Source organism: Pseudomonas reidholzensis (genome assembly GCF_900536025.1).
GTDB classification, from domain to species: Bacteria; Pseudomonadota; Gammaproteobacteria; order Pseudomonadales; family Pseudomonadaceae; genus Aquipseudomonas; species Aquipseudomonas reidholzensis.
On the sequence record NZ_UNOZ01000013.1, the window covers coordinates 522,317 to 544,446 of the forward strand.

Annotated in this window: 19 protein-coding genes; 7 read left to right on the forward strand and 12 right to left on the reverse strand. The window is 64.3% G+C overall.

What is annotated here, in order from left to right; translation table 11 throughout:
* Position 1 precedes the first annotated feature (1 nt).
* The 8 genes from CCOS865_RS10410 to CCOS865_RS10450 form a co-directional block, all read right to left on the reverse strand.
* Complete coding sequence (locus tag CCOS865_RS10410; RefSeq protein ID WP_119140420.1) at positions 2-1,966, reverse strand: DNA topoisomerase III; 1,965 nt, start codon at positions 1,964-1,966, stop codon at positions 2-4.
* Positions 1,967-2,124: 158 nt separating this feature from the next.
* A complete protein-coding gene (locus tag CCOS865_RS10415; RefSeq protein WP_119140422.1) occupies positions 2,125-2,559 on the reverse strand; it encodes a GNAT family N-acetyltransferase in 435 nt (144 codons plus the stop codon).
* A complete protein-coding gene (locus tag CCOS865_RS10420; RefSeq protein ID WP_119140423.1) occupies positions 2,552-3,718 on the reverse strand; it encodes a ribosomal protein uL16 3-hydroxylase in 1,167 nt (388 codons plus the stop codon). The genes CCOS865_RS10415 and CCOS865_RS10420 overlap by 8 nt, the downstream gene beginning before the upstream one ends.
* Positions 3,719-3,799: 81 nt before the next feature.
* Positions 3,800-5,170, reverse strand: coding sequence for an adenylosuccinate lyase (gene purB, locus CCOS865_RS10425; RefSeq protein WP_119140425.1), 1,371 nt, complete (start codon positions 5,168-5,170; stop codon positions 3,800-3,802).
* 207 nt (positions 5,171-5,377) lie between these two features.
* Positions 5,378-5,998: a high frequency lysogenization protein HflD gene (gene hflD, locus CCOS865_RS10430; RefSeq protein WP_119140427.1), complete on the reverse strand. Its 621-nt coding sequence runs from the start codon at positions 5,996-5,998 to the stop codon at positions 5,378-5,380.
* Positions 5,995-7,119, reverse strand: a complete 1,125-nt coding sequence (gene mnmA, locus CCOS865_RS10435; RefSeq protein WP_119140429.1) for a tRNA 2-thiouridine(34) synthase MnmA — start codon at positions 7,117-7,119, stop codon at positions 5,995-5,997. Before mnmA ends, hflD begins: the two co-directional genes overlap by 4 nt.
* Positions 7,120-7,175: 56 nt before the next feature.
* On the reverse strand, positions 7,176-7,616 hold the full coding sequence (locus CCOS865_RS10440; protein WP_119140431.1) for an NUDIX hydrolase: 441 nt from the start codon (positions 7,614-7,616) through the stop codon (positions 7,176-7,178).
* Between the two features lie 204 nt (positions 7,617-7,820).
* Positions 7,821-10,046 carry an NADP-dependent isocitrate dehydrogenase gene (locus CCOS865_RS10450; protein WP_119140435.1) on the reverse strand — a complete coding sequence of 742 codons (2,226 nt, stop codon included), beginning with the start codon at positions 10,044-10,046 and terminating at the stop codon, positions 7,821-7,823.
* Positions 10,047-10,525: 479 nt separating this feature from the next.
* Here CCOS865_RS10450 and icd point away from each other — a divergent pair, with 479 nt between their 5' ends.
* Positions 10,526-11,782 carry an NADP-dependent isocitrate dehydrogenase gene (gene icd / locus CCOS865_RS10455; protein ID WP_119140437.1) on the forward strand — a complete coding sequence of 419 codons (1,257 nt, stop codon included), beginning with the start codon at positions 10,526-10,528 and terminating at the stop codon, positions 11,780-11,782.
* 70 nt (positions 11,783-11,852) lie between these two features.
* Here the strand turns inward: icd and cspD are convergent, their stop codons facing one another.
* Complete coding sequence (gene cspD, locus CCOS865_RS10460; protein ID WP_119140439.1) at positions 11,853-12,119, reverse strand: cold shock domain-containing protein CspD; 267 nt, start codon at positions 12,117-12,119, stop codon at positions 11,853-11,855.
* Positions 12,120-12,349: 230 nt separating this feature from the next.
* Here cspD and clpS point away from each other — a divergent pair, with 230 nt between their 5' ends.
* Together clpS and clpA are read left to right on the forward strand one after the other, a co-directional pair.
* Positions 12,350-12,712 (forward strand): ATP-dependent Clp protease adapter ClpS, encoded by a 363-nt coding sequence (clpS, locus tag CCOS865_RS10465; RefSeq protein ID WP_119140441.1) that lies wholly within the window; start codon positions 12,350-12,352, stop codon positions 12,710-12,712.
* Between the two features lie 30 nt (positions 12,713-12,742).
* Positions 12,743-15,013 (forward strand): ATP-dependent Clp protease ATP-binding subunit ClpA, encoded by a 2,271-nt coding sequence (clpA, locus tag CCOS865_RS10470; protein ID WP_119140443.1) that lies wholly within the window; start codon positions 12,743-12,745, stop codon positions 15,011-15,013.
* An 89-nt stretch (positions 15,014-15,102) separates the two neighbouring features.
* On the opposite strand, the gene infA is transcribed toward clpA, so the two are convergent.
* From infA to aat, 3 genes are all read right to left on the reverse strand, one after another.
* A complete protein-coding gene (infA, locus tag CCOS865_RS10475) occupies positions 15,103-15,321 on the reverse strand; it encodes a translation initiation factor IF-1 (RefSeq protein ID WP_002553999.1) in 219 nt (72 codons plus the stop codon).
* Positions 15,322-15,423: 102 nt separating this feature from the next.
* Positions 15,424-16,131, reverse strand: a complete 708-nt coding sequence (locus tag CCOS865_RS10480; protein ID WP_119140445.1) for an arginyltransferase — start codon at positions 16,129-16,131, stop codon at positions 15,424-15,426.
* 55 nt (positions 16,132-16,186) lie between these two features.
* Complete coding sequence (gene aat, locus CCOS865_RS10485) at positions 16,187-16,867, reverse strand: leucyl/phenylalanyl-tRNA--protein transferase (protein ID WP_119140447.1); 681 nt, start codon at positions 16,865-16,867, stop codon at positions 16,187-16,189.
* A gap of 445 nt (positions 16,868-17,312) precedes the next feature.
* Here aat and ftsK point away from each other — a divergent pair, with 445 nt between their 5' ends.
* The 4 genes from ftsK to crcB all read left to right on the forward strand — a co-directional run bounded on the left by ftsK (position 17,313) and on the right by crcB (position 22,119).
* The gene (gene ftsK / locus CCOS865_RS10490; RefSeq protein ID WP_119140449.1) at positions 17,313-19,724 is read left to right on the forward strand and encodes a DNA translocase FtsK; all 2,412 of its coding nucleotides are present in this window, start codon (positions 17,313-17,315) and stop codon (positions 19,722-19,724) included.
* A 62-nt stretch (positions 19,725-19,786) separates the two neighbouring features.
* Positions 19,787-20,410: an outer membrane lipoprotein periplasmic chaperone LolA gene (lolA, locus tag CCOS865_RS10495; protein ID WP_119140451.1), complete on the forward strand. Its 624-nt coding sequence runs from the start codon at positions 19,787-19,789 to the stop codon at positions 20,408-20,410.
* Between the two features lie 12 nt (positions 20,411-20,422).
* Positions 20,423-21,748: a replication-associated recombination protein A gene (locus tag CCOS865_RS10500; RefSeq protein WP_119140453.1), complete on the forward strand. Its 1,326-nt coding sequence runs from the start codon at positions 20,423-20,425 to the stop codon at positions 21,746-21,748.
* Positions 21,745-22,119 (forward strand): fluoride efflux transporter CrcB, encoded by a 375-nt coding sequence (crcB, locus tag CCOS865_RS10505; protein WP_119140455.1) that lies wholly within the window; start codon positions 21,745-21,747, stop codon positions 22,117-22,119. The genes CCOS865_RS10500 and crcB overlap by 4 nt, the downstream gene beginning before the upstream one ends.
* The last annotated feature ends 11 nt before the right edge of the window (positions 22,120-22,130 follow it).

The following is a 22,130-nucleotide window of genomic DNA, read 5'->3' on the forward strand; positions in this document are numbered from 1 at the left end:
GTTAGGTGCTGGCCTTGCGCCGAGGTGCCCTTGGCTTGCCACTCGCCGCCTTGGCCGGTGCCCCTGCCTTGGCCTTGCCGCCACTGCGGCGCTTCTTCTTCCACGGTGCGGCGTTGCCGGCCAGCGGCGGCCCGCTGATGGTCATGCGCATGCCGCTGCAGCGCTCGACCAGCTTGCCCATCCAGGCCGACTGGCGGGCGACGAACTCTTCCAGGGTCATCTCGCCGCTCTGCACCATGTCCAGCGCCTGCTCCCAGATCGCCGTGGTGCCCGGGTCGGCAATCGCCCGCGGTACCGCGTCGATCAGGCCGAACGCGGCCGGGGTGGCGGCCAGCGCCTTGCCGTTCTTGACCAGGTAACCGCGGTCGAGCAGGCCCTGGATGATGCTCGCCCGGGTCGCCTCGGTGCCGATGCCGGTGGTGTCCTTGAGCTTCTGCTTGAGCTTGGGGTCGTCGACCAGCTTGGCGACGTTCTTCATGGCCTTGATCAGGTCGCCTTCGGTGAAGGGCTTCGGCGGCTGGGTCCACAGGTCCTTGAGCTGCAGGCCGTGCACGTTGCAGTCCTGGCCTTCGCGCAACGCCGGCAGCACCTGGGCCGGGGGCGCCTCGCGGCCTTTGGCCGGGGTCAGGGCCTCGGGCAGGGCACGCCGCCAGCCCGGTTCGACGATCTGTTTGCCGACAGCGCGCAGGGCATGGCCGGCACAGTCGAACTCGGCCTGGGTGCGGTCGTACTCGTGATTGGGCAGGAACTGCGCCAGGTAACGGGCGCGCACCAGGGTGTAGACCGCCTTGTACTTGGGCGGCAGGCGCGCGGGGTCGCTGGCCGCGGCAGTCGGGATGATGCCGTGGTGGGCACTGACCTTGGCGTCGTTCCAGGCCCGCGAGCGGCGTTGCGGCTCGAGGTGCGCCTGCAGCGGGGCGAGGCTGGCGTCGGCGCGTTGCAGCGCGGCGAGGATCGCCGGTGCTTCGGCGTGCTGGCTCTGGGGCAGGTAGCCGCAGTCGCTGCGCGGGTAGGTGATCAGCTTGTGGGTTTCGTACAGGGCCTGGGCGATGTCGAGGGTTTCCTGGGCGCCCAGGCCGAACTTCTTCGAGCAGACTTCCTGCAGGGTGCCCAGGTCGAATGGCAGCGGTGCGGCTTCGCGCACGCGTTCGGTGGTGATCTTGCGCACTCGGGCGCTGCCGGCGGCGCTCATGTCGGCGGCGGCCTGCTGAGCCAGTGCCGGGTTGAGGCAGCGGCCCTGGTCATCGCAGGCGTCTTCCGGCGCACGCCATTGAGCGTTGAACACGCTGCCCGCCTGCTCCAGCTGTACGTCGATGGCCCAGAACGGTACCGGCACGAAGTCGGCGATGCTGCGGTCGCGGTCGACCACCAGGCGCAGCGTCGGCGTTTGCACCCGGCCGACCGGCAGCACGCCCTGGTAGCCAGACTGCTGGCCGAGCAGGGTGAACAGCCGGCTCATGTTCATGCCGATCAGCCAGTCGGCGCGTGAGCGGCCCAAGGCCGAGTGGTACAGGCTGAAGGTTTCACTGCCCGGCAGCAGGCGCGCCAGGGCCTTGCGAATCGAGGCGTCGTCGAGGGCCGACAGCCACAGGCGCTGGATCGGCCCACGGTAGCGGCAATGCTCGACCAGCTCGCGGGCGATCATCTCGCCTTCGCGGTCGGCATCGGTGGCGATCACCAGTTCGCGGGCTTCGCCGAGCAGGCGCTTGACCGCCTTGAACTGGCTGGCGGTCTTGGGCTTGACCAGCATCTTCCACTTCTGCGGGATGATCGGCAGGTCTTCGAGCGTCCAGCGCTTGTAGCGCGCGTCGTAGCTGTCTGGCGGGGCGGTCTCGAGCAGGTGGCCGATGCACCACGTCACGCAGACGTCGGTGCCTTGCCAGCAGCCGTCACCGCGACGCGAGGCGCCGAGCACTTTGGCGATGTCTTTGGCCTGGGAGGGCTTTTCGCAGAGGAACAGGCGCATGGCCAGCAACGCTTCATGGGCGGACGATGGGCGTAAGGATGCGCAAAGAAGGGAGGTGAAGCAAGGTTTATCTGTATGGATGTACAGCTTTGTTGGTCAGAGGCGGTGCGGCGGGGCGAGCCCGCTCCCCATGCGGGGAGCGGGCCTGTGCTGCGGACTCAGGCGAAATCGCGGGAGTCGCGCACCATGTCCACGTGCGGAATGCCCGCTTCGAGGAACTCCTCGCTGACCACCCGGAAGCCCAACCGCTCGTAGAACGGCGTGGCATGCACCTGGGCGCTGAGCGTCTGCTGCTTGAGGTCGCGGTTCTGCGCCTCGACGATCACCGCATTGACCAGCGCATCGCCCACCTTCAGCCCGCGCCAGTCCTTGAGCACCGAGATGCGGCCGATGGTGCCGTCCGACAGCAGTCGGGCGGTACCGATCGGGTAGTCGCCTTCGAGGGCCAGGAAGTGCAGGGCTTCCGGGTCTTCGGCGTCGAACTCGAGCTCTGGTGGAATGTGCTGTTCGGCGATAAACACCGCTTCGCGGATGCGGCGGATATCGGCGTTGTCTTTTTGCCAGTCGGCAAGGCGAACGCTGATTTTATTCATTGGCGAATCCCAGACTTCCCTGTTGGACCAATTGGCAGACCAGTGTGCGGCCTTCGTCGTCGCGCAACCACTCTACAAGGTTTTCGATGTGCAGGGCATCGGCGGCGCAGATCAGCTTCAGCAGGTCACGCAGGTGACCCGGGAGCAGGCGGCTCTGGCCGCTGGCGAACAGCAGCAGGTTGTCGTCGACTTCCGACCAGGCCAGGCGAGCGCTTGGGTTGCGGATGAGGATCGCGCCTTGCTCGAGGCTGTCGATCAGCTCTTCTTCGCTCAGCTCGTCGCCGGCGACCTGCTCGGGGTAGCGCGGCTCGGTCATGAACTGGCCGAACCAGGTCAGCAGCAGGCGCTCGTCGCCCATGTGCTCGGCGAGCAGGGCCTTGAGGCGGTCGAGGGCGTCGTGCTGGATCTGGTGCGGGTCGCTGACCGGCTGGGCATCGGCGTCGCTGTAGCGCTCTTCGTCCGGCAGGAACTGGCTGAGGAAGTCGGTGAAGTGGGTCAGCACTTCAGCGGCGCTCGGCGCGCGGAAACCGACCGAGTAGGTCAGGCAGTTGTCTTCGGCGACGCCGAAGTGGGCCAGGCGCGGCGGCAGGTAAAGCATGTCGCCCGGCTCCAGGCTCCATTCTTCGGTCTGCTCGAATTCGGCGAGGATGCGCAGGTCAGCGTGCTCGAGCAGTTTGCTCTCGCTGTTGCACATCTGGCCGACTTTCCAGTTGCGGGTGCCGTGGCCCTGCAGCAGGAACACGTCGTAGTTGTCGAAGTGCGGGCCGACGCTGCCGCCAGGCGCGGCGTAGCTGATCATCACGTCGTCGATGCGCCAGCTCGGCAGGAAACGGAAGTTTTCCAGCAGCTCGGCGACTTCCGGGACGAACTGGTCGACGGCCTGGACCAGCAGGGTCCAGTCGCGCTCCGGCAGGGTGGCGAAGTCGTCTTCGTTGAACGGGCCGCGGCGCAGCTCCCACGGACGCTCGCCGTGCTCGAGCACCAGGCGCGACTCGACTTCCTCTTCGAGGGCCAGGCCGGCCAGCTCGTCAGGGTCGATCGGGCTTTCGAAGTCGGTGAAGGCCTGGCGCACCAGCAGGGGCTTCTTCTGCCAGTAGTCGCGCAGGAATTCACGGGCAGTCAAACCGCCAAGCAGCTGCAGTGGAATATCAGGATTCATGTTCAACCTATTGAAAAAAAGTAATTTTCGTCCGGGAATAAAAACGCCCGGCCAGGCCGGGCGTTGCACGCGGGCACAGGCTTAGATGCGTTTGGCCTGGGCGGCGGCGTTACCGATGTAGGTCGCCGGGGTCAGCAGCTTGAGCTCGGCCTTGGCGTCGGCAGGCATGTCGAGGCCATCGATGAAGGTCAGCAGCGCCTCTGGCGTGATGCCCTTGCCACGGGTCAGCTCCTTGAGCTTCTCGTAGGGGTTCTCGATGTTGAAGCGGCGCATCACGGTCTGGATCGGCTCGGCGAGGACTTCCCAGCAGGCGTCCAGGTCGGCGGCGATGCGCGCGGTGTTGACTTCCAGCTTGCCGATGCCCTTGAGGCTGGCTTCGTAGGCAATCACGCTGTGGGCAAAGCCCACGCCGAGGTTGCGCAGCACGGTGGAGTCGGTCAGGTCGCGCTGCCAGCGGGAGATCGGCAGCTTGCTGGCCAGGTGCTGGAACAGCGCGTTGGCGATACCCAGGTTGCCTTCGGAGTTTTCGAAGTCGATCGGGTTGACCTTGTGCGGCATGGTCGACGAGCCGATTTCACCGGCAACGGTGCGCTGCTTGAAGTAGCCCAGCGAGATGTAGCCCCAGATGTCCCGGTCGAAGTCGATCAGGATGGTGTTGAAGCGCGCGATGGCGTCGAACAGCTCGGCGATGTAGTCGTGCGGCTCGATCTGGGTGGTGTACGGGTTGAACTGCAGGCCCAGCTCGTCTTCGATGAAGGCGCGGGCGTTTTCTTCCCAGTCGATCTGCGCGTAGGCCGACAGGTGGGCGTTGTAGTTGCCCACGGCGCCGTTGATCTTGCCCAGCAGCGGCACGGCGGCCACCTGAGCGATCTGACGCTCCAGGCGGTAGACGACGTTGGCCAGCTCTTTGCCCAGGGTGGTCGGCGACGCCGGTTGACCGTGGGTACGCGAGAGCATCGGCACGTCGGCGTGCAGGTGGGCGAGGGCGCGGATCGACTCGGCGATCTGGCGCATCAGCGGCAGCAGCACGTCATCACGGCCAGCGCGCAGCATCAGGGCGTGGGACAGGTTGTTGATGTCCTCGCTGGTGCAGGCGAAGTGGATGAACTCGCTGACCTTGGCCAGCTCTGGCAGCTGCGCAGCCTGCTCCTTGAGCAGGTACTCGATGGCCTTGACGTCGTGGTTGGTGGTGCGCTCGATTTCCTTGACGCGCTCGGCGTGCTCCAGCTTGAAATCGCTGGCCAGGGTGTCGAGCACGGCGTTGGCTTCGGCGGAGAACGCCGGCACTTCACCGATTTGCGGGTGAGCGGCCAGGCGTTGCAGCCAGCGCACTTCAACCAGGGCGCGGAAACGGATCAGGCCGAATTCGCTGAAAATGGGGCGCAAGGCCTGGGTTTTGCCGGCGTAGCGGCCGTCTACAGGGGAAACCGCAGTGAGCGAGGAGAGCTGCATAGGGTGTTCTCGGACAGTCAGGCTTTTGGAAGGGCGCATATCATACATGAAAAACGCGCCCGGGTCGGGTGGCTGACCAAAGGTCGGGCCGATGTAAAGCGTTCGGCGATCACCGTGGGAGCGGGTTTACCCGCGAATGCGCCGGTGTGGCCACTCGCGCATTCGCGGGTAAACCCGCTCCCACAAGGGGCGTCGCCAAGGTCTGAATCAGGGGCGCATCATCCCGTACAGCTCGTTGAGCAGCTTGCGCCGGCTGAACACCAGCTGCCAGCGGTGGCCGCCGAGCTGGCGCCACAGGCGCGCGGCGCGGATCCCGGCGAGCAGCAGGGCGCGAATCTTCGAGGCGTTGTTGGCCTGCTGCAGGAAGCGCATGTCGCCATGCACCTGGATGCGCTGGCGCAGGGTACTCAGGGTGTCCTGGTACAAGGCACCGCTGGAGGCGATGACATTGTCGTGCACCAGGCCGAAATGGTCGGCCTGCGACTGGATCTGCGGCAGGCGGTTGCCGATGGTTTCGAGCAGGTCGCCGCGTTTGCCCAGCTGGCGCTCCAGGCCGAGCATCGACAGGGCGTAGCGCAGCGGCTCGCGCTGCAGGCTGCTGGGGTCGCGCTCGAGCGCACCGACCAGCGCGCGGTAGCCGTCACGCAGGTTGAGGTCGTCGCCGCCGAACACTTCCAGGGTGTCCTTGGGGTCGCGCACCAGCAGGCTGCCGAGCATGCAGCCGAGGTTCGCTTCCGAGGCCTGGCCGGTGCGGGCGATGCGGTCGACCAGCACGGCGGCCTGGAACACCGCGCCAAGGGCAATCAATTGCTCCTGGAGGTTGCTCATGCGCGCGGGCTCCAGGGCTCGGCGGTCTCGATCACGCCGCCGCCCAGGCACACTTCGCCGTCGTAGAACACCACCGACTGACCGGGGGTGACGGCGCGCTGCGGCTCGTCGAACACGGCGCGATAGCCCTGCTCGGTGCGTTCCAGGGTGCAGCCCTGGTCGCCTTGGCGGTAGCGCACCTTGGCGGTCAGGCGGCGGGGCACGGACAGGTCGATCGGGTTGACCCAGTAGATGTCCGAGGCCAGCAGCGCACGCGAGAACAGCCATGGGTGCTCGTTGCCCTGGCCGACCACCAGCACGTTGCGCGAGAGGTCCTTGACCAGCACGTACCACGGGTCGTCGCCGGCGTCCTTGAGGCCGCCGATGCCCAGGCCCTGGCGCTGGCCGATGGTGTGGTACATCAGGCCGTGGTGCTGGCCGATCACTTCACCTTCGGTGGTTTCGATGGTGCCCGGCTGGGCCGGCAGGTACTGCTTGAGGAAGTCGCTGAAACGCCGCTCGCCAATGAAGCAGATGCCGGTGGAGTCCTTTTTCTTGGCCGTGGCCAGCCCATGCTTTTCGGCGATGGCGCGCACTTCGGGCTTTTCCAGCTCGCCGACGGGGAACAGCGTACGGGCGATTTCCTTGCCGCCGACGGCATGCAGGAAGTAGCTCTGGTCCTTGTTCGGGTCCAGGCCCTTGAGCAGTTCGGTCAGCTCGCCGGTGTCGCGGCGGCGCACGTAGTGGCCGGTGGCGATCAGGTCGGCACCCAGCGACAGGGCGTAGTCGAGGAACGCCTTGAACTTGATCTCGCGGTTGCAGAGGATGTCCGGGTTCGGCGTGCGGCCGGCCTTGTATTCTTCGAGGAAATGCTCGAACACGTGGTCCCAGTATTCCGCGGCGAAGTTGGCGGTGTGCAGCGTGATGCCGATGCGGTCGCACACGGCCTGGGCGTCGGCCAGGTCTTCGCGGGCGGTGCAGTAGTCGGTGCCGTCGTCTTCTTCCCAGTTCTTCATGAACAGACCTTCGACCTGGTAGCCCTGCTCCATGAGCAGAAGGGCGGAGACGGAAGAGTCGACGCCGCCGGACATGCCGACGATGACGCGGGTCTTGGCGGGGTCTTTGAGTGCTGGGCTGGTCATGGCTACCGATGTGTATCAGGGAAAAAGGTCGATTCTATCAGGCCCGCTCGCGCGCGTCAGTCACGCAGCAGGGCGAGGCTGTGCAGTGGGCCTGCCAGGTAGTCGTCGAGGCAGCGCGGCACCAGCTCGCTGCGCCAGCGCGTGGGGTCGGCCAGCAGCTGCTCGCGGGTCATCCACAGGGCGCGGACGATGTCGCTGTCCAGGCTCAGCTCCGGGCGGTGGCGCACGGGGCGGGCGGCGAAGCAGATGCGCTGGTAGGTCACGCCGTTGCTCGGTGCGGTGTACAGGTAGATGCCCACCAGGCCGGTCAGCTCGACCTCCCAGGCGGTTTCTTCGAGGGTTTCGCGCAGGGCGGCCTGGGCCAGGGTTTCGTTGGGCTCGAGGTGGCCAGCGGGCTGGTTGAAGACGTGCTGGCCGGCTTTGAACTCTTCGACGAAGAGGAAGCGGCCCTGGTCTTCGACGAGGGTGGCGACGGTGATGTGCGGTTGCCAGGTCATATGAGGGTGTCCTTGAGATCCTGGGGCCGCTGTGCGGCCCTTCGCGGGTAAACCCGCTCCCACAGGGGCGGCGTCGCCTCGAGGCTTTGCGCGGTACCTGTGGGAGCGGGTTTACCCGCGAAGAGCCGCAAGGCGGCTCCCTGTGCCAAAAAAGCACAAACCCCGGTGCGTGGCCGGGGTTTGTGGTGTTACTTCAAGCAGGCCTTACAGGGCGGCAATGGCGCTGTTGAGGGTCTGGCTTGGGCGCATCACCTTGGCGGTCAGCTCGGCATCCGGGGCGTAGTAGCCACCGATGTCGACTGGCTTGCCCTGCACGGCGTTGAGCTCGGCGACGATGGTCGCTTCGTTCTCGGCCAGGGTCTTGGCCAGCGGGGCGAAGCGCGCTTGCAGCGCGGCGTCGTCGGACTGGGCGGCCAGGGCTTCTGCCCAGTACAGGGTCAGGTAGAAGTGGCTGCCGCGGTTGTCGATACCGCCGACCTTGCGCGATGGCGACTTGTTGTTGTCGAGGAACTTGCCGGTCGCCTGGTCCAGGGTGTTGGCCAGGACCTTGGCGCGTGGGTTGGCGTAGGTCTCGCCCAGGTGCTCCAGGGACGCGGCCAGGGCCAGGAACTCACCCAGCGAATCCCAACGCAGGAAGTTTTCTTCGACCAGCTGCTGCACGTGCTTGGGTGCCGAACCGCCAGCGCCGGTTTCGAACAGGCCACCGCCGTTCATCAGCGGCACGATCGACAGCATCTTGGCGCTGGTGCCCAGCTCCATGATCGGGAACAGGTCGGTCAGGTAGTCGCGCAGCACGTTGCCGGTCACCGAGATGGTGTCCTTGCCTTCGCGGATACGGGCCAGGGAGAACTTGATGGCCTCGACCGGTGCCAGGATCTGGATGTCCAGGCCGGCGGTGTCGTGGTCCTTCAGGTACTGCTGGACCTTCTCGATCATCACGCCGTCGTGGGCGCGGGCCGGGTCCAGCCAGAACACCGCAGGGGTGTTGCTCAGGCGGGCGCGGTTGACGGCCAGCTTGACCCAGTCCTGGATCGGCGCGTCCTTGGTCTGGCACATGCGGAAGATGTCACCGGCTTCGACGGTCTGCTCGAGCACGACCTTGCCCTTGCCATCGACCACGCGCACGACGCCGTCGGCCTTGATCTGGAAGGTCTTGTCGTGGGAGCCGTATTCTTCGGCTTTCTGCGCCATCAGGCCGACGTTCGGTACGCTGCCCATGGTGGTCGGGTCCAGCGCGCCGTTGACTTTGCAGTCTTCGATGGTGGCCTGGTAGATACCGGCGTAGCAACGGTCCGGGATGATCGCCTTGGCGTCTTGCAGCTCGCCGGCGGTGTTCCACATCTTGCCCGAGTCACGGATCATGGCCGGCATCGAGGCGTCGACGATGACGTCGCTCGGCACGTGCAGGTTGGTGATGCCTTTGTCGGAGTTGACCATGGCCAGGGCCGGACGCACTGCGTACAGGGCCTGGATGTCGGCTTCGATCTGGGCCTGCTGCTCGGCTGGCAGGTCCTTGATGCGGGCGTACAGGTCGCCGATGCCGTTGTTGGCGTTGAAGCCGACGTCAGCCAGGGCGCTGGCGTGCTTGCTCAGCACTTCGCCGTAGAACGCTTCGACGATGACGCCGAACATGATCGGGTCGGAGACCTTCATCATGGTCGCTTTCAGGTGCACCGACAGCAGTACGCCGGAGGCCTTGGCATCAGCGATCTGCTCGGTGATGAAGGCCTTCAGGGCCTTGCGGCTCATGGTGGCGCAGTCGATGACTTCAGCCGCCTTGACCGCAGTCTTTTCTTTCAGAACGGTGGTGGTGCCGTTCTTGTCGACCAGCTCGATGCGCAGGCTGTCGTCAGCCTCGATCAGTGCGGCCTTTTCGCTGCCGTAGAAGTCGCCTTGGCTCATGTGAGCGACGTGCGACTTGGAGTCGGCGGCCCAGGCACCCATCTTGTGCGGGTGCTTGCGCGCGTAGTTCTTGACCGACAGCGGAGCGCGGCGGTCGGAGTTGCCTTCACGCAGGACCGGGTTCACGGCGCTGCCCATGACGCGGTTGTAGCGCGCGCGGGACTCTTTCTCGTCGGCAGTGGCCGGTGCGTCGGCGAAGTCAGGGATGTTGTAGCCCTTGGCCTGCAGCTCTTTGATCGCCGCTTTCAGCTGCGGGACCGAAGCCGAGATGTTCGGCAGCTTGATGATGTTGGCGTCAGGGGTGGTGGCCAGTTGGCCCAGCTCCGCCAGATGATCGGCTACCTGCTTGTCGGCGCCGAGTTGCTCCGGGAATGCCGAAAGAATACGGCCTGCCAGGGAGATATCGCGCGTTTCGACGGCGATGTCGGCCGAAGCGGTGAACGCCTCGATGATCGGCAGCAGCGAATAGGTGGCGAGGGCGGGGGCTTCGTCGGTGAAGGTATAGATGATCTTGGAACGGGTGGGCATGCGGGTTAACTCTCTGTGTGCTGAGCGTACTCGAGTCTCGTGGTGCGCAGGTAGGCGCTTCGCTCCGGCGACGCCATGAGCGGATAGTCGAGAGGCTGCGAGCGGTGATGGTGGATGCATCAGTCGAGCGTCAAGTGCTGAACTGCGGTAACAGCCCAGGCTTTTTGGCCATTCTTGGCCGAGGGCGAGCCAGTATCTGCAAGGGTTCGCCCCGATGACCCTGCGGTCAGGGCCGGAGTATACCAAACCCTTTGGGCTAATCAGCAAGGCCAAGTGGTATCAGCGCGTTTATAAGACCAAAGACTAAGCGGCAATGTGGCGTGATGCCGCAGGCCCGTGGGCGGCATTTTGCGGGCAACGCCGCTGCTGCGGGGGATGCGCGATCCTTGGCGCCAGTAACCTTGCAGGTCGGCAGATGTGGTTTAGGCTGAGTGGATCGCACGATGTCCAAACACACCCGACAGCGGAGTAGTGCAAGCATGGGATACCAGAAAATCAAGGTGCCGGCGGACGGTTCCAAGATCACCGTCAATGCAGACCATTCGCTCAACGTGCCCGACAACCCGATCATTCCCTTCATCGAGGGCGACGGGATTGGCGTCGATGTCTCGCCGGTGATGATCAAGGTGGTCGACGCCGCGGTGCACAAAGCCTACGGCGGCAAGCGCAGGATCGCCTGGATGGAGGTCTATGCCGGCGAAAAAGCCACCCAGGTGTACGACCAGGACACCTGGCTGCCGCAGGAAACCCTCGACGCGGTGCGCGAGTACGTGGTGTCGATCAAGGGGCCGCTGACCACGCCGGTGGGCGGTGGCATTCGTTCGCTCAACGTGGCCCTGCGCCAGCAGCTCGACCTGTACGTCTGCCTGCGCCCGGTGGTGTGGTTCGAGGGCGTGCCGAGCCCGGTGAAAAAGCCCGGTGATGTCGACATGGTGATCTTCCGCGAGAACTCCGAGGATATCTACGCCGGCATCGAGTGGAAGGCCGGCTCGCCTGAAGCCATCAAGGTGATCAAGTTTCTCAAGGAAGAAATGGGCGTCACCAAGATCCGCTTCGACCAGGACTGCGGCATCGGCGTCAAGCCGGTCTCCCGCGAGGGCACCAAGCGCCTGGTGCGCAAGGCGCTGCAGTACGTGGTCGACAACGACCGCGAATCGCTGACCCTGGTGCACAAGGGCAACATCATGAAATTCACCGAGGGTGCGTTCAAGGACTGGGGCTACGAGGTGGCCAAGGAGGAGTTCGGCGCCGAGCTGCTCGATGGCGGCCCGTGGATGCGCTTCAAGAACCCCCGCACCGGCCGGGAAGTGGTGGTCAAGGATGCGATTGCCGACGCCATGCTCCAGCAGATCCTGCTGCGCCCGGCCGAGTATGACGTGATCGCTACCCTCAACCTCAACGGCGACTATCTGTCCGACGCATTGGCCGCAGAGGTCGGCGGCATTGGTATCGCGCCGGGCGCCAACCTGTCCGATACCGTTGCCATGTTCGAAGCGACCCACGGCACCGCGCCCAAGTACGCCGGGCAGGACAAGGTCAACCCGGGGTCGGTGATTCTGTCAGCGGAAATGATGCTGCGGCACATGGGCTGGACCGAGGCCGCCGACCTGATCATCAAGGGGACCAACGGTGCGATCGCGGCCAAGACCGTCACCTACGATTTCGAGCGCCTGATGGACGGCGCCACGCTGGTGGGCAGTTCAGGCTTCGGTGAGGCGCTGATCAAGCATATGTAAGGCAAACAAAACCGGTCGCTTCGGTAAAGAAGCGACCGGTTTTTTCGTATACCGGCAGATAGCAGGGTATTCAGGCTTCGGTTCGGCGGTCTTCAGTGGCCGGGTTGACGGGGGCTGGGGCAAGGGCTTCGGCACCCGCCGCGCGAATCGCCACTGCATGCAGGCCCTTGGGTCCCTGGACAATGTCGAAACTCACCGCTTGGCCGGCCTTCAGCGTCTTGTAACCTTCCATCTGGATCGCCGAATAATGGGCGAACAGATCGTCGGTTTTGCCGTCTTCGTTGATGAATCCGTAGCCCTTGGCATTGTTGAACCACTTGACTTTACCGCTTGCCATCCCTATGTCCCTCTGCAAAGGACTCCATCACTGGAGTATCATCCACGTCATCCGCATACGAACCTTGCGAAAAAATCTGGTTGACTGCGCGGATCTTTATCGACCACGGTGGGTTCTTATTGGTTGTAACACCGTTTTGCCGATAGTCAAGGTCATGCGGCGCCCGCGTCGACGGCGGCCTGTACGGTCAACCCACTACCCTAACCTGTCGATGTGATGAAATTCTTTCCATGCATGCACACAGTCAGATTCGACTAACATTCAATCAGGATCGTCCTCAAACCAACGAGGACGATGGCTCCGGTCTGGCGGTTCAGGAAGCCAAACCGATCCTGCAGGCGCCACCGATGTACAAGGTGGTTTTATTCAACGATGACTACACACCGATGGATTTCGTCGTCGAAGTGCTCGAGACGTTCTTCAGTCTGAACCGCGAGCTGGCGACCAAGATCATGCTGACTGTCCATACCGAGGGACGGGCAGTGTGCGGATTGTTTACCCGTGACATCGCCGAAACAAAGGCCATGCAGGTCAACCAATACGCCAGGGAAAGCCAGCATCCGCTACTCTGTGAAATCGAGAAGGACGGTTAATCGCCGACCACTTGGGTATGAGGTGAAGCTATGTTAAACCGCGAGCTCGAAGTCACCCTCAATCTGGCCTTCAAGGAGGCCCGTTCGAAACGTCATGAGTTCATGACCGTCGAACATCTGCTGCTGGCACTCCTTGACAATGAGGCGGCCGCAACCGTTCTACGCGCCTGTGGCGCCAATCTCGACAAGCTCAAGCACGACCTGCAGGAGTTCATCGATTCCACCACGCCGCTGATTCCGGTGCACGACGAAGACCGTGAAACCCAGCCAACCCTGGGCTTCCAGCGCGTGCTGCAGCGTGCCGTGTTCCACGTGCAAAGCTCCGGCAAGCGCGAAGTGACCGGCGCCAACGTACTGGTCGCGATCTTCAGCGAACAGGAAAGCCAGGCCGTGTTCCTGCTCAAGCAGCAGAGCGTGGCCCGCATCGACGTGGTCAACTACATCGCTCATGGCATCTCCAAGGTGCCTGGCCATGGGCCCAACACCGACAGCGACCAGGACATGCAGGACGAGGAGGGCGGCGAAACGTCATCTTCGAGCAACCCTCTGGATGCCTACGCCGCCAACCTCAACGAGCTGGCCCGTCAAGGCCGGATCGACCCGTTGGTGGGTCGCGAGCAGGAGGTCGAGCGTGTTGCGCAGATCCTTGCCCGTCGGCGCAAGAACAACCCGTTGCTGGTGGGTGAGGCCGGTGTCGGCAAGACCGCCATCGCCGAAGGCCTGGCCAAGCGCATCGTCGACGGCCAGGTGCCTGACCTGCTCGCCCAGAGCGTGGTCTACTCGCTCGACCTGGGTGCGCTGCTGGCCGGTACCAAGTACCGCGGCGATTTCGAGAAGCGCTTCAAGGCGCTGCTCGGCGAGCTGCGCAAACGTCCGCAGGCGATCCTGTTCATCGACGAGATCCACACCATCATCGGTGCCGGTGCGGCGTCGGGCGGGGTGATGGATGCTTCCAACCTGCTCAAGCCGTTGCTCTCGTCGGGTGATATCCGTTGCATCGGCTCGACCACCTTCCAGGAGTTTCGCGGCATCTTCGAGAAGGACCGCGCCCTGGCGCGGCGCTTCCAGAAGGTCGACGTGTCGGAGCCGTCGGTGGAAGACACCGTGGGCATCCTGCGCGGCCTGAAAGGGCGGTTCGAGACCCATCACCACATCGAGTACAGCGACGAGGCGCTGCGCGCCGCGGCTGAGCTGGCGGCCCGCTACATCAATGACCGGCACATGCCGGACAAGGCCATCGACGTGATCGACGAGGCGGGTGCCTACCAGCGCCTGCAGCCGGAACAGAACCGCGTCAAACGCATCGAAGTGGCCCAGGTCGAAGACATCGTCGCCAAGATCGCGCGTATTCCGCCAAAACACGTGTCCAGCTCCGACAAAGAGCTGCTGCGTAACCTGGAGCGTGACCTGAAGCTGACCGTGTTTGGTCAGGACCCGGCGATCGACTCGCTGTCCACCGCGATCAAACTGTCGCGTGCGGGCCTCAAGGCGCCTGACAAGCCTGTCGGGTCGTTCCTGTTCGCCGGCCCTACCGGCGTCGGCAAGACCGAGGCGGCGCGTCAGCTGGCCAAGGCCCTGGGCGTCGAGCTGGTGCGCTTCGACATGTCCGAGTACATGGAGCGGCATACCGTTTCGCGCTTGATCGGTGCACCGCCGGGCTATGTCGGTTTCGATCAGGGCGGCTTGCTGACCGAGGCGATCACCAAGCAACCGCACTGCGTGCTGCTGCTCGACGAGATCGAGAAGGCTCACCCGGAAGTCTTCAACCTGCTGCTGCAGGTGATGGACCACGGTACCCTGACCGACAACAACGGGCGCAAGGCGGACTTCCGCAACGTGATCCTGATCATGACCACCAACGCCGGCGCTGAAACCGCCGCGCGGGCCTCGATCGGCTTCACCCACCAGGACCATGCGTCCGACGCGATGGAAGTCATCCGCAAGAGCTTCACGCCTGAGTTCCGCAACCGCCTGGATACCATTATCCAGTTCGGTCGCCTGAGCCACGAGACGATCAAGAGCATCGTCGACAAGTTCCTTATCGAACTGCAGGCTCAGCTGGAAGACAAGCGTGTGCTGCTTGAGGTCAGTGACGAGGCGCGGGGCTGGCTGGCGGCCAGTGGCTATGACGTGCAGATGGGTGCGCGGCCGATGGCGCGGCTGATCCAGGACAAGATCAAACGGCCGTTGGCCGAGGAGATCCTGTTCGGTGAGCTGGCCGAGCATGGCGGCGTGGTGCACATCGAGCTGCGGGATGACGAGTTGGTGTTCGACTTCGAAACCACGGCCGAGGTGGCGTAACCGCACTGACTGGGGCCGCAAGCCGGCCCCAGGTTTCAGCGCCCACAAAAAAGCCCGGCACATTGGCCGGGCTTTTTCATGGCTGGAGCTTAACGGGCGCGGTAGGTGATGCGGCCCTTGCTCAGGTCATAAGGCGTCAGCTCGACGCGGACCTTGTCGCCAGTGAGAATACGGATGTAGTTCTTGCGCATCTTCCCGGAGATATGCGCGGTTACGACGTGCCCATTTTCCAACTCCACGCGGAACATGGTGTTGGGCAGGGTGTCGACGACAGTGCCTTCCATTTCGAAGCTGTCTTCTTTCGACATGCAGTAAAGCCCTCGGTATCCAGTGTAGGCCCGACGCGCAACTGCACCGGGCAAAAAAGTGGCGTGGATTATGCCCGAAAAGAGTTTTTCAAGCCAATGCTTTCAATTGAGGCTGACCCAACGCTGGTTGATCAGCAGTTCGATAGGACGGTACTGGGTCTTGTAGTTCATCTTCTTGCAGTTCTTGATCCAGTAGCCAAGGTAGACCGCATCGAGGTTCTGCCGCAGCGCTTCGGTAATCTGCCAGAGAATGGCGAAGCGCCCCAGGCTGCGGCGTTCTTCGTCCGGCTCGTAGAAGGTGTACACCGCAGAAAGCCCGTTGGGCAGCATATCGCAGACGGCCACCGCCAGCAGGCGGCCTTCGAGGCGAAACTCGTAGAACCAGCAGAATGGCAGATCGCGCACCAAAAAGGTGGAAAACTGGTCGCGACTGGGTGGATACATGTCGCCATCGCTGTGGCGCTGCTCGATATACCGCCGGTACAGGTCGAAATATTCTTCCTTGAACGCCGGGCGCGCGGCCGTGACGGTGAGGTCAGCGTTGCGCTTGAGAATCCGCCGCTGCTGGCGGTTGGGGATGAACCGCGCCGCCGGGATGCGCGCCGGTACGCAGGCATTGCAGTTCTGGCAATGCGGGCGGTAGAGGTGGTCGCCACTGCGCCGAAAACCCATTTCCGAGAGGTCGGCGTAGACGTGCACGTCCATCGGCTGGCTAGGGTCGAGGAACAGCGTGGTCGCTTGTTCGTCCGGCAGGTAGCTGCACGAGTGGGGTTGAGTGGCATAGAACTTCAAGCGCGCCAACTCTGTCATGATCAGCCCCTCGGCAAGACTTTGGATTAAGTGTAAGCCAGCTATGGCAACTCGCCTAGCGAACCCAAGAGGCGTTGTTGGGCTGATCGAGGTGGCGCGCCAGGTGCTCGGCAAAGTGCTCGCGGCTGATCGCGCGGGCACCCAGGCTGTGCAGGTGGTTGGTCGGCATCTGGCAGTCGATGAGGACGAAGCCGGCGGCGCGCAGGTGCTCGACCAGGGTCACGAAACCGACCTTGGAGGCATTGTCGGCGCGGCTGAACATCGACTCGCCGAAAAACAGCTGGCCCATCGCCAGGCCGTACAGGCCGCCCACCAGCTCGCCGTCCTGGCGCACTTCCACCGAGTGGGCGATGCCGCGCCGGTGCAGCTCGCAGTACGCGGCTTGCATGGTGTCGGTGATCCAGGTGCCGTCGGCGTAGTCGCGCGGCGCAGCGCAGGCGGCGATGACCGCTGCGAAGTCTGTGTCGAAGCTGACCTGGTAGCGCCCCTGGCGGATCAGCTTGGCCAGCGAGCGCGAGACGTGCAGCTCATCGGGGAACATCACCGTGCGCGGGTCGGGCGACCACCAGAGGATCGGCTGGCCATCCTGGTACCACGGGAAGCAGCCATGCCGGTAGGCCTGGACCAGCCGCTCGGGGGTCAGGTCGCCACCGGCGGCGAGCAGGCCGTTGGGCTCTTGCAGGGCCTTGGCCAGCGGCGGAAAGGTCAGCGAGTCGCGGGTCAGCCAGGTGAGCATGGTCGTCTAATGCGGTGGGGGAGGGGAGGGCGACCAGCATGGCGCGGCGGGGAATCGAGGTCAATCGCTGCGCGCGTGGTAGCTGGGCTGGCCTCTTCGCGGGTAAACCCGCTCCCACAGAGTTTGCCGCCAACCCTGTGGGAGCGGGTTTACCCGCGAAGAGGCCAGAGCTGGCATCGTGATAGCCGATTTCCTGCACATTCATGCGCCATCCGGCACCAACCGCACGCTTTGTTGTCACACCTGTGCAAAAACACAGCATAAGCCTTTGTCACAAAAGAAAATGCATGCTCAAATTGCAGGCATCGAAGATTGCCCCTTTCACGCCCCGTAGGGCGTGCCGCCATGGCGGCGGGCGGGCAGTAATGTTAAAAGTAGTGGTTCATTGGCCGAACACCGGGTCGATCACTACTGGACGCGCAGCAAGCGCAGGAATAGACGCGTTTTGAAGAAATCCACCGCAACTCCGCCCCCTCTGCCTGTGCCCCTGTGGCGACAGCAGCTGCACTACCGCCTCAAGGAAGGTGCGCTGATCGCCGTCGGTGCCCTGTGCCTGTACCTGTGGATGGCCCTGGTGACCTACGACACGGCCGACCCTGGCTTCACCCACACCAGCAATGTCGACCAGGTGCAGAACGCCGCCGGCCGCGCCGGGGCCTACTTCGCCGACATCCTGTTCATGGTGCTGGGCTACTTCGCCTACATCTTCCCGCTGCTGCTGGCGATCAAGACCTGGCAGATCTTCCGCGAACGCCACCAGCCGTGGCAGTGGAGCGGCTGGCTGTTCTCCTGGCGGCTGATCGGCCTGGTGTTCCTGGTGCTGTCGGGCGCGGCGCTGGCGCATATCCATTTCCACCCGTCGGCGAGCCTGCCGTTTTCCGCCGGTGGCGCCTTGGGCGAGAGCCTCGGCGACCTGGCGCGCAGCCTGCTCAACGTGCAGGGCAGCACGCTGATGTTCATTGCCCTGTTCCTGTTCGGCCTGACGGTGTTCACCGACCTGTCGTGGTTCAAGGTCATGGACCTCACCGGCAAGATCACCCTCGACCTGTTCGAGCTGGTGCAAGGCGCAGCCAACCGCTGGTGGGAAGCGCGCAACGAGCGCAAGCGCCTGGTCGCCCAGCTGCGTGAAGTGGACGAGCAGGTCGAAGTGGTGGTGGCCCCGGTGGTCGCCGACAAGCGCGAGCAGATCAAGGCCCGCGAGCGCATCATCGAGCGCGACGATGCGCTGACCAAACACGTTGCCCAGCGCGAGCAGCAGCCCGCGCCGGTGATCATGCCTGCGCCGGTCAAAGCACCCGAGCCGAGCAAGCGGGTGATGAAAGAGAAGCAGACCCCGCTGTTCGTCGACAGCGCCGTGGAAGGCACCCTGCCGTCGATCTCGATCCTCGATCCGGCCGAAGAAAAGAAGATCGAATACTCGCCAGAATCCCTGGCCGGCGTCGGCCATTTGCTGGAAATCAAGCTCAAGGAGTTTGGTGTCGAAGTCTCGGTCGACTCGATCCACCCGGGCCCGGTGATCACCCGCTACGAGATCCAGCCGGCGGCCGGGGTCAAGGTCAGCCGTATCTCCAACCTGGCCAAGGACCTCGCCCGTTCGCTGGCGGTGACCAGCGTGCGGGTGGTCGAGGTGATCCCGGGCAAGACCACCGTGGGCATCGAGATCCCCAACGAGAACCGCCAGATGGTGCGCTTCTCCGAGGTGCTGTCGTCGTCGCAGTACGACGAGGCCAAGTCGCCGGTCGCCCTGGCCCTGGGCCACGACATCGGCGGCAAGCCGGTGATCACCGACCTGGCGAAGATGCCGCACCTGCTGGTGGCCGGTACCACCGGCTCCGGTAAGTCGGTGGGGGTCAACGCGATGATCCTGTCGATCCTGTTCAAGTCCGGCCCGGAAGACGCGCGGCTGATCATGATCGACCCGAAAATGCTCGAGCTGTCGATCTACGAAGGCATTCCGCACCTGCTGTGCCCGGTCGTCACCGACATGAAGGACGCCGCCAACGCGCTGCGCTGGAGCGTCGCCGAAATGGAACGGCGCTACAAGCTGATGGCCGCCATGGGCGTGCGTAACCTGGCCGGCTTCAACCGCAAGATCAAGGACGCCGAGGAAGCCGGCGAGGTCATCCACGACCCGCTGTTCCGCCGTGAAAGCATGGACGACGTGCCGCCGACGCTGAAGACCCTGCCGACCATCGTCGTGGTGGTCGACGAATTCGCCGACATGATGATGATCGTCGGCAAGAAGGTCGAAGAGCTGATCGCCCGTATCGCGCAGAAGGCGCGGGCGGCCGGTATTCACCTGATTCTGGCTACCCAGCGGCCGTCGGTGGATGTCATCACCGGCCTGATCAAGGCCAACATCCCGACGCGTATGGCGTTCCAGGTGTCGAGCAAGATCGACTCGCGGACCATCATCGACCAGGGCGGCGCCGAGCAGTTGCTCGGCCACGGCGACATGCTCTACATGCCGCCGGGCACCAGCCTGCCGATCCGCGTGCACGGCGCCTTCGTTTCCGACGAAGAGGTCCACCGCGTGGTCGAGGCGTGGAAGCTGCGCGGCGCGCCGGACTACAACGACGACATCCTGGCCGGTGTCGAAGAAGCCGGCAGCGGCTTTGATGGCGGCGGTGGCGGCGGCGACAGTGATGACGCTGAAACCGATGCCCTGTACGACGAAGCCGTGCAGTTCGTCCTGGAAAGCCGGCGTGCGTCGATTTCCGCGGTGCAGCGCAAGCTGAAGATCGGCTACAACCGCGCTGCGCGGATGATCGAGTCGATGGAAATGGCCGGCGTCGTTACCCCGATGAACACCAACGGCTCGCGCGAAGTGATTGCTCCGGGCGGCCCACGCGATTGATGATCACCTTGCCGGGCGCCCACGCGGGCGCCCGGCCCCTTCACTGTTCTACGAGGATTCCCATGCGCGCGATTCGCATGCTGTTGGTTTCTGCCCTGACCCTGGGCACCCTGTCGGCCCAGGCCGGTGAGCAGGACGTGGCGCGTTTGACCCAGTTGCTCGAGAAGTCGCAGACCATCGAAGCCAACTTCTCCCAGCTGACCCTGGATGCCGGCGGCACCAGCCTGCAGGAGACCACCGGCAAGATGACGGTCAAGCGTCCTGGCCTGTTCTACTGGCACACCGACGCGCCACAGGAGCAGGTCGTTGTGTCCGACGGCAAGAACGTCACCCTGTGGGACCCGGACCTGGAGCAGGCCACGGTCAAGAAGCTCGACCAGCGCTTGAACCAGACCCCGGCGCTGCTGCTGTCGGGTGACGTGTCGAAGATCAGCCAGAGCTTCGACATCGTCTCCAAGGAGCAGGGCGAGGTGATGGACTTCACCCTGAAGCCAAAGACCAAGGACACCCTGTTCGACTCGCTGCGCGTGTCGTTCCGCAAAGGCCTGATCAACGACATGCAGCTGATCGACAGCGTTGGCCAGCGTACCAATATCCTGTTCAATGGGGTCAAGGCCAACCAGCCGGTCCCGGCCGACAAGTTCCAGTTCAAGATCCCGGCTGGCGCCGACGTCATCCAGGAGTAACCAGAGAGCGTCATGGACCTGTTTCGAAGCGAACCCGTCGCCCAGCCCCTGGCTGCCCGCCTGCGCCCGTCCAACCTGGACGAGTATGTCGGCCAGGAGCACCTGCTGGCGCGCGGCAAGCCGCTGCGTGAGGCGCTGGAACAGGGTGCGCTGCACTCGATGATCTTCTGGGGCCCGCCCGGGGTCGGCAAGACCACCCTGGCGCGGCTGCTGGCGCAGTTCTGTGACGCGCACTTCGAGACGGTCTCGGCGGTACTCGCCGGGGTCAAGGAGATCCGTCAGGCGGTCGAGGTGGCCAAGCAGCAGGCCGCCCAGTACGGCCGGCGGACCATCCTCTTCGTCGACGAAGTGCACCGCTTCAACAAGTCCCAGCAAGACGCCTTTCTGCCGTTTGTCGAAGACGGCACGCTGATCTTCATCGGTGCCACCACCGAGAACCCGTCCTTCGAACTGAACAACGCCTTGCTCTCGCGGGCCCGCGTGTATGTGCTCAAAAGCCTCGACGAGCCGGCCCTGCGCAAGCTGGTCGACCGCGCACTGAGCGAAGAGCGTGGCCTGGGCAAGCGTCAGCTGACGGTCGGCGACGACGCCTTCAAGATGCTCATGGCCGCCGCCGATGGCGATGGCCGGCGCATGCTCAACTTCCTCGAAAACGCCTCGGACCTCGCCGAAGACGGTGGCGAGATCGGCGTCGAGCTGCTGCAAAGCCTGCTCGGCGACAGCCGCCGGCGCTTCGACAAGGGCGGCGAGGCGTTCTACGACCAGATTTCGGCCCTGCACAAGTCCGTGCGCGGCTCCAACCCCGACGGCGCCCTGTACTGGTACGCGCGCATGCTCGATGGCGGCTGCGACCCGCTGTACATCGCCCGCCGGGTGGTGCGCATGGCCAGCGAAGACATCGGCAACGCCGACCCGCGCGCCTTGAGCCTGTGCCTCGCAGCGTGGGACGTGCAGGAGCGCCTCGGCAGCCCCGAAGGCGAGCTGGCGGTGGCCCAGGCGATCACCTACATCGCCTGCGCACCGAAGAGCAACGCGGTCTACGTCGGCTTCAAGACGGCCATGCGCGAAGCCGCCGAGCACGGCTCGCTGGAGGTGCCGCTGCACCTGCGCAACGCGCCGACCAAGCTGATGAAGCAACTCGGCTATGGCGAAGAATACCGCTACGCGCATGACGAGCCGGATGCCTATGCGGCCGGCGAAGACTACTTCCCGGATGCCCTGGAACCACGCGCCTACTATCAGCCGGTGCCGCGCGGCCTGGAACTGAAAATCGGCGAGAAGCTGCGCCACCTCGCCGAGCTCGACCGCACCAGCCCTCGGCAACGGAGAAAGCCGTGATCGCACTGATCGCCGCCGTCAGCGCGGGGGGCATTGCCGGTACGCTGCTGCGCTTCGCCACCAGCAACTGGGTCAGCGCCCACTGGCCACGGCACTTCTATGTCGGTACGCTGGCGGTCAACCTGATTGGCTGCCTGCTGATCGGCCTGCTCTACGGCCTGTTTCTGCACCGGCCGCTGGTGCCGGTCGAGCTGCGCGCTGGCCTCATCGTCGGCTTTCTCGGCGGCCTGACCACATTTTCCTCTTTTTCGCTGGACACCGTGCGCCTCTTGGAAAACGGGCAAGTACCGCTCGCCTTGGGCTATACCACTATCAGCGTCGTCGGCGGGCTGCTCGCGACCTGGGCCGGCCTGTCCTTAACCAAATTCTGAACCACACACAT

What these genes read in the sequence shown, in the direction of transcription:
- CCOS865_RS10410 (WP_119140420.1), bottom strand. Translation starts at nt 1,966, where the DNA reads ATGCGCCTGTTCCTCTGCGAAAAGCCCTCCCAGGCCAAAGACATCGCC.
- CCOS865_RS10415 (WP_119140422.1), bottom strand. Translation starts at nt 2,559, where the DNA reads ATGAATAAAATCAGCGTTCGCCTTGCCGACTGGCAAAAAGACAACGCC.
- CCOS865_RS10420 (WP_119140423.1), bottom strand. Translation starts at nt 3,718, where the DNA reads ATGAATCCTGATATTCCACTGCAGCTGCTTGGCGGTTTGACTGCCCGT.
- purB (WP_119140425.1), bottom strand. Translation starts at nt 5,170, where the DNA reads ATGCAGCTCTCCTCGCTCACTGCGGTTTCCCCTGTAGACGGCCGCTAC.
- hflD (WP_119140427.1), bottom strand. Translation starts at nt 5,998, where the DNA reads ATGAGCAACCTCCAGGAGCAATTGATTGCCCTTGGCGCGGTGTTCCAG.
- mnmA (WP_119140429.1), bottom strand. Translation starts at nt 7,119, where the DNA reads ATGACCAGCCCAGCACTCAAAGACCCCGCCAAGACCCGCGTCATCGTC.
- CCOS865_RS10440 (WP_119140431.1), bottom strand. Translation starts at nt 7,616, where the DNA reads ATGACCTGGCAACCGCACATCACCGTCGCCACCCTCGTCGAAGACCAG.
- CCOS865_RS10450 (WP_119140435.1), bottom strand. Translation starts at nt 10,046, where the DNA reads ATGCCCACCCGTTCCAAGATCATCTATACCTTCACCGACGAAGCCCCC.
- icd (WP_119140437.1), top strand. Translation starts at nt 10,526, where the DNA reads ATGGGATACCAGAAAATCAAGGTGCCGGCGGACGGTTCCAAGATCACC.
- cspD (WP_119140439.1), bottom strand. Translation starts at nt 12,119, where the DNA reads ATGGCAAGCGGTAAAGTCAAGTGGTTCAACAATGCCAAGGGCTACGGA.
- clpS (WP_119140441.1), top strand. Translation starts at nt 12,350, where the DNA reads ATGCATGCACACAGTCAGATTCGACTAACATTCAATCAGGATCGTCCT.
- clpA (WP_119140443.1), top strand. Translation starts at nt 12,743, where the DNA reads ATGTTAAACCGCGAGCTCGAAGTCACCCTCAATCTGGCCTTCAAGGAG.
- infA (WP_002553999.1), bottom strand. Translation starts at nt 15,321, where the DNA reads ATGTCGAAAGAAGACAGCTTCGAAATGGAAGGCACTGTCGTCGACACC.
- CCOS865_RS10480 (WP_119140445.1), bottom strand. Translation starts at nt 16,131, where the DNA reads ATGACAGAGTTGGCGCGCTTGAAGTTCTATGCCACTCAACCCCACTCG.
- aat (WP_119140447.1), bottom strand. Translation starts at nt 16,867, where the DNA reads ATGCTCACCTGGCTGACCCGCGACTCGCTGACCTTTCCGCCGCTGGCC.
- lolA (WP_119140451.1), top strand. Translation starts at nt 19,787, where the DNA reads ATGCGCGCGATTCGCATGCTGTTGGTTTCTGCCCTGACCCTGGGCACC.
- CCOS865_RS10500 (WP_119140453.1), top strand. Translation starts at nt 20,423, where the DNA reads ATGGACCTGTTTCGAAGCGAACCCGTCGCCCAGCCCCTGGCTGCCCGC.